Annotated in this window: 15 protein-coding genes, 1 tRNA gene and 1 riboswitch; of the genes, 10 read left to right on the top strand and 6 right to left on the bottom strand. The window is 36.9% G+C overall.

Features of this window, described 5'->3' with window-relative positions:
- The first annotated feature begins 344 nt into the window (after window positions 1–344).
- Window positions 345–416, top strand: a tRNA-Val gene (locus ACIQYG_RS06475).
- A 107-nt stretch (window positions 417–523) separates the two neighbouring features.
- On the opposite strand, the gene ACIQYG_RS06470 is transcribed toward ACIQYG_RS06475, so the two are convergent.
- Together ACIQYG_RS06470 and ACIQYG_RS06465 are read right to left on the bottom strand one after the other, a co-directional pair.
- The gene (locus ACIQYG_RS06470; RefSeq protein ID WP_402836405.1) at window positions 524–1,657 is read right to left on the bottom strand and encodes a site-specific integrase; all 1,134 of its coding nucleotides are present in this window, start codon (window positions 1,655–1,657) and stop codon (window positions 524–526) included.
- An 88-nt stretch (window positions 1,658–1,745) separates the two neighbouring features.
- Window positions 1,746–1,943 (bottom strand): helix-turn-helix domain-containing protein, encoded by a 198-nt coding sequence (locus ACIQYG_RS06465; protein WP_402836403.1) that lies wholly within the window; start codon window positions 1,941–1,943, stop codon window positions 1,746–1,748.
- Window positions 1,944–2,547: 604 nt separating this feature from the next.
- Between ACIQYG_RS06465 and ACIQYG_RS06460 the strand changes: the two genes are divergently transcribed.
- Window positions 2,548–2,694 carry a DNA methyltransferase gene (locus ACIQYG_RS06460; protein ID WP_402837150.1) on the top strand — a complete coding sequence of 49 codons (147 nt, stop codon included), beginning with the start codon at window positions 2,548–2,550 and terminating at the stop codon, window positions 2,692–2,694.
- A gap of 337 nt (window positions 2,695–3,031) precedes the next feature.
- Here the strand turns inward: ACIQYG_RS06460 and ACIQYG_RS06455 are convergent, their stop codons facing one another.
- Both ACIQYG_RS06455 and ACIQYG_RS06450 read right to left on the bottom strand, forming a co-directional pair.
- Window positions 3,032–3,178, bottom strand: coding sequence for a hypothetical protein (locus ACIQYG_RS06455; protein ID WP_402836401.1), 147 nt, complete (start codon window positions 3,176–3,178; stop codon window positions 3,032–3,034).
- An 81-nt stretch (window positions 3,179–3,259) separates the two neighbouring features.
- Window positions 3,260–3,634 carry a Na-translocating system protein MpsC family protein gene (locus tag ACIQYG_RS06450; protein WP_402836400.1) on the bottom strand — a complete coding sequence of 125 codons (375 nt, stop codon included), beginning with the start codon at window positions 3,632–3,634 and terminating at the stop codon, window positions 3,260–3,262.
- 280 nt (window positions 3,635–3,914) lie between these two features.
- A riboswitch (cyclic di-AMP (ydaO/yuaA leader) is annotated at window positions 3,915–4,055 on the top strand.
- 232 nt (window positions 4,056–4,287) lie between these two features.
- Here ACIQYG_RS06450 and ACIQYG_RS06445 point away from each other — a divergent pair.
- The 6 genes from ACIQYG_RS06445 (at window position 4,288) to ACIQYG_RS06420 (ending at window position 11,815) form a co-directional block, all read left to right on the top strand.
- A complete protein-coding gene (locus ACIQYG_RS06445; RefSeq protein ID WP_402836398.1) occupies window positions 4,288–4,830 on the top strand; it encodes a hypothetical protein in 543 nt (180 codons plus the stop codon).
- Between the two features lie 178 nt (window positions 4,831–5,008).
- Window positions 5,009–5,083 carry a potassium-transporting ATPase subunit F gene (locus ACIQYG_RS06440; RefSeq protein WP_133348042.1) on the top strand — a complete coding sequence of 25 codons (75 nt, stop codon included), beginning with the start codon at window positions 5,009–5,011 and terminating at the stop codon, window positions 5,081–5,083.
- Window positions 5,084–5,108: 25 nt separating this feature from the next.
- Complete coding sequence (kdpA, locus tag ACIQYG_RS06435; RefSeq protein ID WP_402836396.1) at window positions 5,109–6,782, top strand: potassium-transporting ATPase subunit KdpA; 1,674 nt, start codon at window positions 5,109–5,111, stop codon at window positions 6,780–6,782.
- 22 nt (window positions 6,783–6,804) lie between these two features.
- Window positions 6,805–8,844 (top strand): potassium-transporting ATPase subunit KdpB, encoded by a 2,040-nt coding sequence (gene kdpB / locus ACIQYG_RS06430; protein ID WP_402836394.1) that lies wholly within the window; start codon window positions 6,805–6,807, stop codon window positions 8,842–8,844.
- Window positions 8,845–8,868: 24 nt separating this feature from the next.
- The gene (kdpC, locus tag ACIQYG_RS06425; protein WP_402836393.1) at window positions 8,869–9,426 is read left to right on the top strand and encodes a potassium-transporting ATPase subunit KdpC; all 558 of its coding nucleotides are present in this window, start codon (window positions 8,869–8,871) and stop codon (window positions 9,424–9,426) included.
- 64 nt (window positions 9,427–9,490) lie between these two features.
- Window positions 9,491–11,815: a histidine kinase gene (locus ACIQYG_RS06420; protein WP_402836391.1), complete on the top strand. Its 2,325-nt coding sequence runs from the start codon at window positions 9,491–9,493 to the stop codon at window positions 11,813–11,815.
- 1,504 nt (window positions 11,816–13,319) lie between these two features.
- On the opposite strand, the gene ACIQYG_RS06415 is transcribed toward ACIQYG_RS06420, so the two are convergent.
- Together ACIQYG_RS06415 and ACIQYG_RS06410 are read right to left on the bottom strand one after the other, a co-directional pair.
- Window positions 13,320–13,991 carry a response regulator transcription factor gene (locus ACIQYG_RS06415; protein WP_402836389.1) on the bottom strand — a complete coding sequence of 224 codons (672 nt, stop codon included), beginning with the start codon at window positions 13,989–13,991 and terminating at the stop codon, window positions 13,320–13,322.
- Window positions 13,992–14,347: 356 nt separating this feature from the next.
- Entirely contained in the window at window positions 14,348–14,806 is a 459-nt protein-coding gene (locus ACIQYG_RS06410) for a hypothetical protein (RefSeq protein WP_402836388.1), read from the bottom strand.
- 510 nt (window positions 14,807–15,316) lie between these two features.
- On the opposite strand from ACIQYG_RS06410, the gene ACIQYG_RS06405 reads away from it, so the two are divergent.
- Both ACIQYG_RS06405 and ACIQYG_RS06400 read left to right on the top strand, forming a co-directional pair.
- Window positions 15,317–15,658: a hypothetical protein gene (locus ACIQYG_RS06405; RefSeq protein WP_402836386.1), complete on the top strand. Its 342-nt coding sequence runs from the start codon at window positions 15,317–15,319 to the stop codon at window positions 15,656–15,658.
- Window positions 15,659–15,976: 318 nt separating this feature from the next.
- Window positions 15,977–16,429: a VanZ family protein gene (locus tag ACIQYG_RS06400; RefSeq protein WP_402836384.1), complete on the top strand. Its 453-nt coding sequence runs from the start codon at window positions 15,977–15,979 to the stop codon at window positions 16,427–16,429.
- The last annotated feature ends 130 nt before the right edge of the window (window positions 16,430–16,559 follow it).

Here is a 16,559-nt window from a genome sequence, read left to right as displayed (position 1 = left end):
TTACTCAGCGTAGCTTTCAGAAGAATGACTAAAATGAAGACAAAAACAGTATCCGACTATAAAGAAAAGATACTTTATCAAATTGGCTCGTGTTACTTTACTACGAAGATCTGGAGATAACGGATATAGGAAATTCATTAAGATAAATAGTTTGAATAGTGAACTGATTCTTACAAGCTTGAAGCTTTCAGGGATTAACTTCAAAGATCGCTTTAAGGAAAAAACTTTTTTAGCAAAACTACTTGTTTTATTTTGAATACCAATATATAATAAATCTTGTCAGAAAAGAAGTCAGCAACTAAGTAAGGTTTAAAACCAAGCTCTAAAGAGCTTGATTTACATACGACTTGTTAGCTCAGTGGGAGAGCACTTCCTTGACAGGGAAGGGGTCGTGGGTTCGAATCCCTCACAGGTCATCAACTAACAAAGGCTCAAATCCTTGAAATAACAAGGATTTGGGTCTTTTTTTATTTTGTCTTACTAGATGCGTTTAGATCAAAGATAGTGATTTGCTCACATTTTGCTAACGTGACTTATGAAGAGCATTGTGGAAAATATCAGCCACTTCATCATCTTGGTTTGGAATCATATGGGCGTAATTCTTTAACGTGATTGTAGGATCCGAATGTCCTAAACGAGCCGCAACTTTGACGATATCTACCCCTTCAGAGATCAAGACGGAAGCGTGTGTGTGCCGGATATCGTGAAACCGAATAGATGTCACGTTAGCTGCTTTACTGATACGTTTCATCACACGTAACACATTCCGTGGATCTTGTAAGGTGCCGAACTCCGTACAAATGACTAAGTCTTGATTTTGATAATGTTCACCAAGCCTTTTCCTCTGTTTTTCTTGACGTTCTTTATGAGCCTTTAATTCCTTGACAAGAGAATCAGGAATAGGGACTTGCCGTTTTGATTTTTTCGTTTTCGGCGTGGATAAACGATATCCTTTATTCGGGATGTGAGAAAGGGACCGTTGTATCCGGATAGATTTTTTTCCAAAGTCAATATCGCTCCATTTTAGCCCCAGGAGCTCTCCTTTCCTCATTCCCGTATAAATGGCGAGTAAGAATGTTAGATAATGTCGTTCCCCTTTGCATTGATTAAGGAACGAATCAATCTCATCAAAAGACCATATCCTCATTTCTTCTTTTTTCACCGAGGGTGGATCAGCATTGATCACCGGATTGAAACTAATCTTTTTCCACTTTACAGCTTGACCGAAGGACTGATTTAACAACTGGTGTAATTTTCGTATGGTACTTGTACTATACTCCTCATCTAATTTGAGGTTATAAAAAGCATCGATATCTTCGGTCGTAATTTTTGAAAGGGGCTTGTTGGCAAAAGGATTTTCTCGTATTAAGTGCTTATCCATCAAATACTTTCTGCTTGAGGTCGTTGTTTCTTTAATCCTTTTTTGATAATGGGACGTAAACCAAAATTCCATATAGGATGAAAAGAATTCTTTGCTCGGTTCGGCATATCGATCTTCATCCAGTGCAGTCAGAATCTTTCGAAGAGCAGCATCTGCATCTTTTTCACGAGGAAATCCACTCTTTGTTTTTTGTCTTCGTTTACCTGAAATCGGGTCTCTTCCTATGTCTACAATATATGACCAAGTTTTACCCCTTTTTTTAACAGTGCCTTTCATATTGCTTGCCCCCATATCCTATTGTAGTTCGTGTTAGAAAAATGGAAAGCAAGTGGTCTAGTATCAGTTTGACCACTTGCAAGCCATTTTATAATGCGTTGAATTGTTGCTGCGACAGCCATTGGAAAAATTCATTTTTAAGAACCCGTTTGCTTCGCCCTATTTTAATGAGTGGAAATGACTTTTGTTCCATTAATTCGTAAGCTGTAGGTTTTGAAATACATAGGATTTCAGATAAGTGTACAGCAGTTAAAATCAATGGATAATCTTCGATGTTTTTAGGCATAAATTTTTTCTCCTCTTATGTTAATTTATTAGTTTAATAGTATTTAATTTGAATTAACTTATTTAATTCGCACACATTATATTTTTTGAATTCCGCATTTTCAAGAGTCTATAGAAAAAATTAAAAAGAAATTTAAAACCCACTTTCAGAGGAAAGTAAAAGCCGGTTATTCTCTTGAGAAATTAATTAGAAGTAAGTGTTTATCGTAGATTTAAAAACTGAAGAGGCAGGTTCACTGTTGTAAGAGAGTTTAATAATGAATTTTCGGATAGTTTTCGAAAAATTAGGTGGGTAATGTATAAACATAAAAAATATAACAGCGAAATCAAATATTGCCTATACCCAGGGCAAAAATTACATACTAAAGAACACGAAAAACAGGAATAACAAATAAGTAAAATTTGTTATCCCTGTTAGGATTAAAAAGAAAAGAAGCATTCCTAGATTTAGCCTGTTGATCAATCTTTTATATAAAAGAATAATTATTCATTTATCAAGGTTTCTAGTTTTAAAAAAATAACCTAAAAAGGGTCGAGTTTGATTGAATTACTGGTAGGATAAAGAGGTGGGGTGATAGGCACGGGAAAATAGGCTGGTTTAATCCATATTTACAGTATTAGATTGTTTTATGGGTTCAGGGTCAACAGGACAAGCTGCTATAAATCTAAATCGGAGCTTTATTGGTTTCGAATTAGATAATACCTACTTCACCAAAGCTTCTAGGGCTTTGCATAAAGCTTTCACAAGGTGATTGTCAATTCCTATTTTCTCGTCTTAGGAAGTTGCTCTTTCAACATTCTTGCATGTTTAGCTTAAATGTCCGATACGGGTTACCTTATTGAGAGTGTGAAGGTTTATACTTAAACTAATGGGTGCTTTACTTTAATAAGAGGGGTTGCTGCAGCGGCCTTTTTCTTATGGAACTAAAGGGTCAGGTTAGTTGCAGAAGGAAAATTACAGACAAATATAGAAACTAGTATTTACTACTTATGTGGGAGGATCTGTATGCTAAAGGAGATTTGCATTGTCAGACATTGCGAAGAACAGGGGCACCTCGGAATCTCAATTAACCGAAAAAGAGCATTGCTTCATTGTTCACTTTCCAAAATGTCGAGCAATGAAGCCTTTTTATCTGCTTTTTCCGCTTCTCTTTCTGATTTAATAATTTCTTTTTCCCCTTTAGCAGCAGCCACTTCCTTTTTAGTGGATTCCACTTCCTGGGTGTCCAATTCCATTTTTAAAAGTTTCTGTTAAGGGAAGTCCATTTACATTAAGTTCGATAAAGGAACAGAAAGAGGGAAGAGAAAGAATCAAAATTATTTCTTGGATTCTAAGAATTTCTCGAGGTCTCTATCTACAATAAACACTTCTAGTCTTTCCTCCATTTTCGTGCTGATATCACTATGACTGGAAAGAACGTTGCATTTTGTCAGCCGTTTCACAATCTCCTCAAAATCTTTACTGTACATTTCCCTTAACACTTGCCTCATTTCTTTGACAAGCTTCCGCCCGGTATCTTGGGAAACAAGGTGTTTTTCTTCCACAGTCAGCACTCCCTTAAAACGGGTAATGATCATATCCTGTACAATGTATGTTTTCGCCTCTTGAGGGCCCCGGCCCATTAGTTCTCGCTGAAAAGTTATAAAGGCTGCACTTATTTCAGCCTCTAGTTTCTTTTTGGAATTTACCATATTGTCTCTCCTGCTTTTCTCCAAATTTATGCAACTTATCATAATGTCCGATTTGAGTTCTTGTCAATCACTTTCGAAAAAATAATTCATAACTTGAATTAGTAAGATTTATAAAGAAAAATAGTTTTTTAACCGGAAAAATAAGTGATATCATAAGGAAACATTAGGAATAAGGAGCATATATTAAGATAAGTATGAAAAATGATCTTATTCAACCCAAAATGACAATTTACAAGGAGTAGTTAACGAGCATAAAATAACATCATATTCAACACCAACAATTGTAAATCGGCTTAGTCCTGAGTAATCAGGAACGGAGGAACCAATTTTTTGGGGTTAATTCTGCATTTGCAGAAGGGATGAGAGACTCTTTCGCCATCCTACCCGTCAGCTAACTTCGTCGGCTAAAGCGAAGGAGGTCATAAGACCGCCTTAATCATGGGGCTTTTTTGTTGTGTAAAAACGGCAAAAGGCAACTTGAATGATAAAGTAGGTCTTTTTAATTTGCCTATTTTCATATGAAAAAGGATCATGGAAGACAGAACGCAAAGGAAGCGCATGCTGGCTAGGCGTTAAGTAGACCAATGAGTACTTTTTCTCCAATTTTATATGTTTGCTTTGCAATGCATCCAATAACCGATGTGTGAATCGTATTGATTAACGCTGGAGTATGGATAGCTACTGCATGGCTGCATACATGGGGAAAGAGTAAGCATTGGTCTATTTTTTATGTTTTCAACTGGCAGGCTTTTCTTCCCCAGAAAGAATGCAGATTGAAATTAATAAGAGAAAGTACAAATGGGGTGAATCGTATGGGAAAAGTACTGCTTGTTGGAAAAGGAAAATTATTTATTTCTGTAAAGGAAAGTATAGGGGCCACCCACACGGATACAAGTAATGTAGAAACTGTTGACTATGATGAAGAATGGTTTAGGCCTACAAGAAACCTGAAGATATGTGATGGAATAATGGTTCATAAATCAGAGCAGGGTAACTGTGTTTATCTATTCCCTAATTCTCTGTTTGATGGAATTAATCTTGTGAGACTATTTTCAGAGTTCAAATCTTATAGGTTGTTTGTTGTCACTCATGACCAACAATATTCTAGTCTATATAAAAAAATGGGAGCCGATTTTGTCATCTTCAGTAAACCAGAATGTTACAGCTATAACTGGCTGCTAGCAAGTGGAACCTAGTTTCTTTAAGAAACTCTAAGGGGGTGAGTCATTGTAATTGTTTAACATATTTACAGTTTGGAAGGAGAGACGTTAATGGATCTTTTATCAGTTTCACTTACAGCTTTTTCATTCTTGTTATTTTTTGGATTTATCCATTTTTGTAACAAAGTTATAGAAGAAAAGGGAGAGTAGAAACATGCTTTTATTATTTATTGTTGGAGCACTTTCGTTGTATTTAATTCATGCTCTAATTTACCCGGAAAAATATTAATAGCTACAAAACGGAGGAAATGCAAATGGATTTTTTACAAATGGGTCTGGTATTGGCACTGGTCATTTTCCTGGCCATACCACTGGCCAAATACTTAGCAAATGTTTATTCCCTTGAAACAACAAAACAAGATCGGATATTTGGTGGGATAGAACGGGGCATTTATAAACTATCAGGTATTCATACCGGTGACATGAATTGGAAGCAATATGCAAAAGCACTGCTTTTGAGTAACTTAGTCATGTTTATTATTTCGTATCTTATAATACGCTTTCAGGGGATCTTACCGGGTAACCCAAGTAAGATAGACAACATGGATCCATTATTGGCATTCAATACTGCTGTAAGCTTCCTTACCAATACCAATTTGCAGCACTACAGCGGGGAATCGGGACTTTCTTATTTATCGCAAATGGTCGTCATTATGTTTTTGATGTTCACGACACCGGCTACCGGTCTTTCGTTATGTATGGCTTTTTTCAGAGGTCTGATCGGCCAGAGCAGTATGGGGAATTTTTATGTGGATTTAATTCGTTCCATCATCCGGGTGCTTCTGCCGTTATCTATTTTAATCGGTCTTGTCCTCGTATCTCAAGGAGTGCCGCAAACCCTTGATCCCACGGCGATTGCAACTACTTTGGAAGGTGCGAAGCAGAATATCGCGCGCGGGCCAGTAGCTGCATTGGAGTCTATTAAACATTTAGGGACAAATGGCGGTGGATTCTTTGGTGTCAACTCGGCACATCCCTTTGAGAATCCTAATGGTTTCACAAATATATTAGAGATTTTATCCATGTTTTTGATACCAGCCTCTCTACCCTTAACGTTTGGATATATGGCAAAAAATAAGAAAATAGGTTGGATTCTTTTTTCGGCAATGGGATTAATGTTCCTTGTATTCTTAGGTGTTACGTATTTCAGCGAACAAAATGGAAATCCATCATTAGAGAGTATAGGGATTTCTCAAGAGAATGGAAGTATGGAAGGCAAGGAGGTGCGGTTTGGAATTGCACAGAGTGCCCTTTTTACAGCCGTTACGACAGCAGCTACTACAGGTACAGTCAATAATATGCATGATACGCTTACTCCACTTGGCGGATTAGTGCCATTGGCAGAAATGATGTTGAACTGTGTGTTTGGCGGTGATGGAGTAGGGACGGTCAATATCCTTATGTACGCAATAATGGCAGTATTCATTGCTGGATTGATGGTTGGGCGAACGCCGGAGTTTTTAGGGAAGAAAATTGAAGGCAGGGAAATGAAACTAATAGCCATTACCATTCTTCTACATCCATTAATCATCTTAGTTCCGTCAGCCATTGCTTTAGCTACACAAATGGGCACTTCGGCTATTTCTAATCCGGGCTTTCATGGAATTTCGCAGGTTGTTTATGAGTTTACCTCTTCGGCAGCTAATAATGGTTCCGGATTTGAAGGTTTAGGGGATAACACTCCATTTTGGAATATATCCACCGGCTTGGTCATGCTATTTGGCCGTTACTTTTCTATGATTGCACTAATCGCTGTCGCAGGTTCTTTACTTACAAAGAAACGAGTTCCCGAGACGATTGGAACGTTTAAGACAGATAATAGCACTTTCCTGGTCATTCTCTTGGCAACGGTAATAGTTATAGGGGCTTTGACATTCTTCCCAGTCATTGCACTCGGACCAGTAGCAGAATGGCTCGCAATTAGATAAATGAAGAAAAGGAGTATTCTCAATGAGTACAACGCGTAAAGGGACTCTTAATAAGAAAATAATCGGGCAAGCCCTAAAAGATGCCTTTAAAAAGTTAGATCCAAGAATAATGGCTCGAAATCCTGTCATGTTTGTCGTGGAAATAGGATTTGTAATCACTCTTTTACTATCCATATTCCCAAACTTTTTTGGAGGAACATCGGATAGAGGTTATAACATTGCCGTGAGCGTAATATTGCTGGTTACAATACTCTTTGCTAACTTTGCAGAAGCATTAGCAGAGGGGCGGGGTAAAGCGCAAGCCGATAGTCTGAAAAAGACGAAACAGGATACTAAGGCAAAGTTATTCCAAAAAGACGGTTCGATAAAGATAGTCGAAGCCACGGAACTTCGAAAAGGTGATATTGTCTTGGTGGAAACCAATGATTTAATCCCAACAGATGGTGATGTAATCGAAGGAGTAGCGGCTGTAGATGAGTCGGCAATCACTGGCGAATCAGCTCCAGTAATCAAAGAATCAGGTGGGGACTTCTGTTCTGTAACTGGAGGAACGAAAGTCATCAGTGACTTTATCAAAATTATCGTCACATCAGATCCAGGCGAATCCTTTCTTGATCGAATGATTAACCTCGTAGAAGGTGCTAAAAGACAAAAAACACCTAACGAAATTGCACTGAGTACCCTGCTTATTAGTTTGACCCTCATCTTTTTGCTTGTTTGCACTACACTAGTACCAATTGCTTCTTATATTAAAGTCACATTACCCATCGCGACCTTAGTGGCATTATTGGTCTGTTTGATTCCAACAACTATTGGGGGCCTATTGTCTGCCATTGGGATAGCGGGTATGGATAGGGTTACTCAATTTAACGTCATTGCCATGTCGGGAAAAGCTGTCGAAGCAGCTGGTGACATTAATACCATCATCCTTGATAAAACAGGAACCATCACCCATGGGAACCGCATGGCTTCAGCTTTTTTACCGGTTAAGGGGATAAGCCAAGCTGAGTTAAATAAAGTGGCTGTTCATTCATCATTACACGATGAAACGCCTGAAGGCCGATCTGTCATCGAACTTGCTAAAAAAGCCGGTTTATCTGATAAAGAATTAGATAAAACCGGGACAGTAGGAATTGAGTTCACGGCTGAAACCCGGATGAGTGGTACAGACTTTTCTGATGGTAGAAAAATCAGAAAAGGTGCTGCTGATTCAATAAGACAATATTTACAGCAACAAGCTGGAAAAGTACCTGGGGATTTAGAGAGCATTACTAATGAAGTCGCAACTGCGGGTGGTACGCCACTAGTTGTTGCAGAAGGAAACCGTGTGCTGGGTGTCATTTACTTGAAGGATACAGTAAAACCAGGCATGAGGGAACGCTTTGATGAATTACGGAAAATGGGGATTAAAACCATTATGTGTACCGGTGATAATCCATTGACAGCTGCGACCATTGCAAAAGAAGCGGGATTAGATGATTATATTGCTGAAGCAAAGCCAGAAGATAAGATTTCCGTCATTAAACAGGAACAAGCACAAGGCAAGCTTGTGGCCATGACAGGAGATGGAACGAATGATGCCCCTGCATTGGCCCAGGCTGATGTTGGTTTGGCCATGAATACAGGAACCATTGCAGCGAAGGAAGCGGCGAATATGGTGGATTTGGATTCTGACCCTACAAAAATTATCGAGGTAGTGGCCATCGGGAAACAGTTACTCATGACACGGGGTGCCTTGACAACCTTCAGTATTGCAAATGATGTGGCTAAATACTTTGCGATCATTCCAGCTATGTTTATGTTGGCCATTCCGCAGATGAAGGCTCTAAATATTATGAATCTGGCTACACCACAAAGTGCTATTTTATCAGCTTTAATTTTTAATGCTGTTATTATCCCCCTTCTCATACCATTGGCAATGAAGGGTGTAAAATACGTTCCTATGAGTGCTTCGAAATTACTAACAAAGAATTTGTTCATTTACGGATTAGGTGGTGTGATAGTTCCTTTCATAGGAATCAAACTTATCGATGTAATCCTAGTCATGTTTCATTTAGCTTAAAATCAAAAGTAAGGGTGAGAATCCATGTTGAAAAATATACGCTTAGTTCTGGTGCTACTTGTTATGTGTGGAATTGCCTATCCATTACTAATGACAGGTGTTGCCCAAGTTATAATGCCTGCAAAAGCAGATGGAAGTTTAATAAAAAACGAATCAGGAAAAATCATAGGTTCTGAACTAATTGGTCAATCATTTAAAGACCCTGGTTACTTTCATGGTCGTGTTTCTTCTATAGAATATGATGCGACAAGCTCAGGTACACCCAATTATGCCTCATCCAATGAGGACATGATCAAGCTCACAAAAAAAGATTTGGCAACATTTTTAAAAGAGAACCCTACAGTCAAACAAGAGGAGATACCTACTGATTTACTGACAAACTCCGGTTCGGGCCTTGATCCAAATATTTCACCCCAAGGGGCGAAAATTCAGGTATCACGCATTGCTAAAGAGAGAGGTGTATCTGAAAAAAGTATATATAATCTTGTTGATAAATATACTGAAGGACGGTCATTAGGAGTATTTGGAGACCCCCGAGTGAATGTATTAAAATTAAACATAGCATTGGACCAACTAAAATAACTTTTGAAAAGGAGAGTTTTTCACTCTCCTTTTAACCTTGAACTGGGTTTAGGAGGTCAGTATTATGTTAGAACAATTCCGAAGAAAAACCCCAGATGAGATATTGAATTCCATATCAAAAATAAAAAAGGGCCGGCTGAAAATTATTCTTGGCGCAGTCAGTGGTTCAGGCAAAACCTATCACATGCTTCTTGAAGGAAACGATTTGAAAAAGCGAGGTATTGATGTCGTTGTCGGTATTATTAGCGCATATAATCGTCCGAAAACCTTGGAACAAGTGGGAGGTCTTGAAATCATTCCAGCTATCGAATGGGAAGTTAAAGGAGAGACTAAGCATGATTTAGACTTGGATGGAATATTCGCAAGAAACCCTGAAGTTGTGTTGATTGACCTGCTCGCTCATAAAAACAGAGCTTCTGCCAAAAACGCTACAAGACTAGAAGATGTACAGGAGTTAATTGACAATAAAATCAGTGTCATTACAACCATAAACATTTATGAACTTGCAGGTGTTAAAGAAGTAGCAGAACAACTCACGGGACTCCCAATTCATGTAAGAAATACTGTGCCAGAGGATACGCTTTCTCACGCTGATGAAGTGAAATTATTGGACGTAACCCCCGAAGCTATCCTAAAACGTCTACAAGAAGGAGATTTAGATGAAAAACATGAGCAAGTAAAAGGACATGCTCACCTTTTTAAAAGACATAACTTAGCTGTACTTAGGGAATTGTCCCTTCGCTTCCTAGCAGGGGAGGTAGAGGATGATTTATACGAATATCGGGAGAGTAAAGGGTTATCTGGTCCCTCTGGTGCTTCAGAGCGAATCTTAGTATGTGCTCAATATCATTGGAATGGTTCCATTTTAATCCGAAGGGGAGATCAAATTGCCAAGCGATTAGGCAGTGATTTATTAGTTACTTGTTTTATCCCTAATCAAAAATCACTTTCCAAAGTAGAAGCCACATTTAAACGATCAATGGGGAAATTAATAAAAAAATTAGATGGGACGTTTGAAGAAATATCTATCAGTAAGGAAAACATTGCTGAAGAAATTGTTGCCTATGCTTTATTGCATAATGTCACTCGAATTATACTTGGTCAGTCTAAAAGAACTCGTTGGGAAGAGATTATTCATGGATCCATCGTCAATCGGATTTTACGTATAACAAAGAATATTGATGTATTTGTTGTTGCAGACCGAGCTGAAGTGGAAGGAGAACGGATCATACCTGCTATTCAAACACAGAGGAAAAAAGAAAATCCCTATCGCAGGCTATCTTCAACCGAATTAAAAGAGAAAATACAAAAAGTTAAAAGAGGTACCTTAAAAGTTTATATTGGTGCTGCTCCTGGAGTAGGAAAAACATATACTATGTTAAGGGAAGCCAATCAATTAAAGAAAAATGGGATCGACGTAGTCATTGGCTTACTAGAAACACACGGGCGTAAGGATACGGGGAACCAGATAGGGTGTTTAGACATGATTCCTAGAAAAAAAGTGCAATATAAAAATGTAACCTTGGAAGAAATGGACCTTGATACTATCATTTTGCGTAATCCTGAAGTAGTACTAGTGGATGAGTTAGCTCATACGAACATTCCGGGTAGTAAAAATGCTAAACGGTATGAGGATATAGAAGAGATACTAAGTGCAGGAATTTCTGTTATTTCCACTATGAATATTCAACATTTAGAGAGTTTAAATGACAGTGTCGAACAAATTTCTGGAGTCCGAGTAAGGGAGACTGTACCGGACCGTATCCTACATTTAGCAGACGAGCTGGAATTAATAGATATTTCGCCTAAGACACTAAGACAACGTATGCGAGAAGGTAACATTTATACAATGGATAAAGTAGAGCAGTCGTTAAGCAATTTCTTTAAAACTGGAAACCTAATTGCACTCAGGGAGCTTGCGTTACGTGAGTTAGCAGACGATGTAGATGATCGGTTGGAATCATTTGAACGGAAAAATGGTGTAAGAGGACCTTGGCGAAAAGAGGAAGTCATTTTTGTTTGTGTAAATTTACGTCAAGATTCAGAACGTTTAATACGAAGGGGATTTCGAATAGCGTATCGTTTGAAGGCAAAATGGTTTGTTGCTTATGTAAAAGACCATCAAAACTTGTCTAATGAAGAGGAAGTCATATTGAAAAGAGTCATGGTTCTAACGGAACGATTAGGAGGGAAATTTGAAATATACCATGCCACACATCGACGTTTAGTTGTAAAAGAAATAACGGGGCAATTAAAAAACAAAAAAGCAACACAAGTAATTATAGGACATTCAGCTAGGTCGAGGTGGAAAGAAATAAAAGAAGGCTCCATAGTTGAACGTCTTCTTCGCGAGACGAGGTATTTAGATGTACTAGTGGTAGCTGATTGAGGAGAAATGAATGAAACAATTTCTATCCAGATATTAAATATGAAGATAACTTTACTTGAGGAAAGGTGACTATGTCGAAAATGATTAACAATAAATTTGATCGAGATAACCAGCCTGTCTTCTTACTAATTAAATCAACAATTCATTTACTTTTTTTAATGTCACGAGTATTGGTAAAGGGTTATGATTTTTTTTTGATATTAAAAGTCAAAAAATAAATCGTAATGGTGCGGAGATAGAAGCGTTATAATATGGAACCCCAAAAGATAATATTTTGATTTGGAAAAAGGGAATGGATTTGCCAAAAGCAAGCGAAGAAATAGAAAATATGTTTCAATTTGAATAGAAGTAAGGTAGTTTTGTTAATTAAATGATGGGTCATTAGCTGAAGATTGGAGCTGTCTTTAAGGCAGCTTTTTCTTATGGAGCTAACGGTTCAGGATAATTTAAGAAAGAATGATAGGTAAATATATAGGGGTTCAACCGAGGTACGTGTAAAAATGGGTCATATACTTACTTTTATTTCCATATCTACAATATTAAAAAATATAAAGAAACACGAATTTATAGGCTAAGATATTTTTTGGAAGTAAAAACCTTGATTATTCTGTTTAGTGTAAATAATCAAGGTTTTTATTTGTAGAGAGACAATAAAGTTATTTAATTTTTGAGTAGATTAATTCACCGATCGTTTAATCTAAGAGTTATTTCATAATCGTGCCCGATGTATCAACTTTTTTATAAAAGTATCATTCAATTGATTATGTTAAAAGCGTGTTTTGATCAAAGGAATATCCTATGCAACTGAAGGCCTCGGGCCATTGCAAGCCAATGGGTTTACGGAGCTATCGCCGCGGAACCAGACTATATCTGCTTTCTTTTCTTTCTTTTCTTATACTAAGTCATATAAAAAAGGTTTAGGCAATCGGGATAGCAGACCCGTTGTTTCGGATAAAACCATAAAAAGACTTTTCTCTTTCTTATCGGAAGCACTAAGTAATCAATAGAGGACTTGGGTTTTTATGTTAAAATATTAAGTGAAACTTATTGTTGGGGGGGGGAGGGGATTACTTGGAACTTATTATGGTTTTAGTCGTATTTTTAGTTTGTATATGTATTAGTTCGGTTCTGAATATACTTTTTAAACTGACGAAAAAAAGAGATTGGCTTATAACATTCTTAATAAGTTTAGGTTTATCAATAATAATAGCTCCTCTATTAAATGCTGGATAAGATCTGGTTAGTGTTATGAGATGATTGAGTGGGATTTTATTAATTATTATTACTTCTTAGGTTGTTGGTATTCTTTTTATCGTTTTGGTTGAATAAGGGTCCTACCACAGGATTCAAGATTCAGTGAAAAAGTCCAATTTTTTCAAAACAACAATATAACCTCAAAAAAAACGAGCCTTTAGAATTGCTTCTAAGGCTCGTTTCGTGAGAAAGTCCGGCTCTTCAGCACGTATTGCGAAAACTGAAGAGCCAGACTTATCATAAATTGAAATTATTTCACTTCTACCCAGCCGTTTTTAATAGCTAGAACAACAGCTTGTGTACGGTCGTTTACCTCCATTTTTTGAAGAATGTTACTCACATGGTTTTTTACTGTTTTTTCACTGATGTATAAAGTTTCGCCGCCAGCACGGTTGCTTTTTCCGTCTGCTAAAAGTTGAAGAACTTCACACTCGCGTCGAGTCAATAGGTGAAGTGGTCTTCTGATCTCTACAGCATGCACTGAATCACGATCAGCAGCTAAACGGCGATATTCTTTGACTAGATTATATGTCACCTTCGGATGAAGGTATGAGCCACCTTCTGCGACTACACGAACAGCATTAATTAACGCATCGGCGTCCATTTCTTTCAACAGATAACCTTGTGCTCCTGTTTTCATTGCATGCTGTACATAGTTTTCATCATCATGAATCGATAAAATAATTACTTTCGTTTCAGGGTAACGGTTTACAAGCATTTTAGTCGCTTCAACACCGTTCATATTCGGCATGTTGATATCCATGATAACAACATCTGGTTTGTGTGTTTTAACAAGATCCATAGCCTCGCTTCCGTCATCGCCTTCGGCAACAACATCAAAGGATGATTCAAAATCTAATATACGCTTAACGCCTTCACGAAAAAGCTGATGGTCATCTATAATGATGATACTAGTCTTCAACGGCTTCTTCCTCCTAATTTTTATAAATGCCTGTTCTCTAAAATTTATAAATAATAGGGAATTTTCTTTTCAGCAACATTTACAGAAAGAATAGCATATTTTTCGTTTTGGGGATAATCCTTTTTCTTAGCTTGATGGCGATGTGGTACTACCCCAATAAGAAGAAGGATTTAGTGTGTTTTCTAGAACCCGAATGTGTCCTTATTTTTTACGGTTCTTTGTGTTCATATTTCACCAACTTTATTGGAGGGTAATCTTTCGGTAGATCTTTCATCAATTGATGACTAGGTTCAACTGCAAAATAAAGAGTATCTTAAAACCTTAATTTCTGAAGTCATATTAAGGCTATAATGCAGTTAATTTTCGTTTGGTTTTTCTAATGGAAATTCTTTAACAATATTTACACCATCTAATATTATTAAGGTAGAATCAAAAGCCAATTTTTCTATATCTTTTATGTCTGTACCTTCTTTAATCTTGTATTCAATGTGAAATGAACCTTCCTTCCCTGGATCAATGAATCCTTCACTTCCGCCACCCATTGAAATCATTTTTTTGTACTTGCTACTATTGTCCATTTCCATTTTAGTTGCTAACTCTTCATTAGGTCTTATCACTACTTCAAGCCCGTAAGGTTGATGTCCGGGGTAATCAAATTCACTTTTAATTTGAGTAGTACCTGTATTTTTAAATTTAATATCATAACGAAGAATATTCTCTGCTTTTATAATAGTCGTTTCAATATTTGATATTACTATCTGATTTGCACTATTGAAGCCAGTTAGGAGAAAAAATGAACTAAGCAAAATTAACAAAGGTAACTTTCTGATGATAATACAATCCTCTCTGTACAGAATGGTTTTATAATTTAGTATTGAAACTTTTTTTGTATTTATGCAACTGATATGAACGAAACTGTCGCGAATAAGTGAGCATTCGAGAGATATTCGCATTAAACTGAGGGAGTGTAATAAGCAAATATAAAAATTAGTCGACAAATAAAGTTTGTGAAAAAATTAAATCTAAACAAATGGGGTGATTATCAAATATGGTAATTTTTTATATTGCTATCGGATAGTCTAATCTCTAGAAAAATAAAAAAGAAACAAAAATCACGAGATGCAATTCAACGCTGATGTGAATCATCTGATTTTTCAATAAATGTGTCCTTTTGATGAATGTTATTTTTCTAAGGTATTTTCAACACGCATTATAAGTGAGATATTACTTATTTTTTCTTTTCAGAAACATGTTCACAAATAGGCTTACACTTACTGAACAAAACCTTAATGAAAAAATATATTATCGAAGAGAGGAGGTTTGAAATGAATCAAAACCATATTTTTTCGCAGCCGTATCCTGTTTTTCCTTATGCTTATAGACAACATCCTGGTGCAATGGGCCCGCAGCCTGGTACACCTGGATTTATGCCAGGTGTGATGGGAACTCAGACCTATCAGCCCACTCAAACATGGTGGCAATGGCTTACATCAGGATCAGGATTTGGACCATCAGCTATTTCGTTGCCTTATTCGGGGCCTTTTACGGGTCCACCTGTATTTACGCCGCCTTATTCGGGGCCTTTTACGGGTTATACGTTTCCTCAGACATATATTCAACCAACAGGGACTGAAGGTTATATTCTTATTGGCCCTCCGCATTATTAATAAGTGGGTACAAAAGGCGACCTCAATAGTCCATTTGAAATAAGGGATTGAACATTGACTGTCTATAAAGCAGAAGTCTCATAAAAATATTTCAACGATAAAAAGTAACCCTCCGTTTTTTTGGAGGGTCCTTTTTTATCTTCATTAATACCTTCCAGTTAGCCAATAAAAAGTCAACTTTCGAGTTGAATGAAATCTCGAGGATATACAAAATGGTCAACCAGAAATAACTGGCTGAACGGGGCAGGTTTGTTGAACAACCTCTGCATGATTTCTACTTATAAAACATATTCTTCTTATAAAGAGGAGGTATATTTAGTGAGGGAATTTCATACCAAATTAAAATATAAAAAATATGTTAATGTTTTTTTCTTGTTTTATATTTTTATGTTAGGTTTTTGGGGTATTAGTACATTCTCAACAAGACTTTACGGGAATATTGGTGATGTTTCACATAATATTGTACCATTTCATACAATTGAAACTTACTTCTTCAATTTTCAACACTATAACTTCGATACTTGGTTTTATAATACATTCGGCACTGTATTAGTATTTATACCATTAGGAATTTTACTACCACTTGTTTGCGCTAATGTAAGAAATATGACATTGATAGTTTTATTCTCATTGTTGGTTAGTCTCACTATTGAAACTATACAATATGTTACTCTGCTAGGTGTGTTTGATGTGGATGATATATTGTTAAATACTTTTGGAGGTATTTTAGGCTTTCTAATTTTTACTTTAATTATAAAAAATATATGGTAAACGTTGTTCATACTAACAGGTGCGAGTTCTATAAGAAACTTCTATGGCGGCGATCCTCGCCGCCACCATCTACCACGAAACCTACTCATTACCCCAAAATAAAGTCTAATCCATTAAACCATTGACAATA

Source organism: Peribacillus sp. NPDC096622 (assembly GCF_044762665.1).
In the GTDB taxonomy this organism is placed as follows: Bacteria; Bacillota; Bacilli; order Bacillales; family DSM-1321; genus Peribacillus; species Peribacillus frigoritolerans_B.
This window is presented reverse-complemented; position numbering and strand designations above follow the sequence as displayed.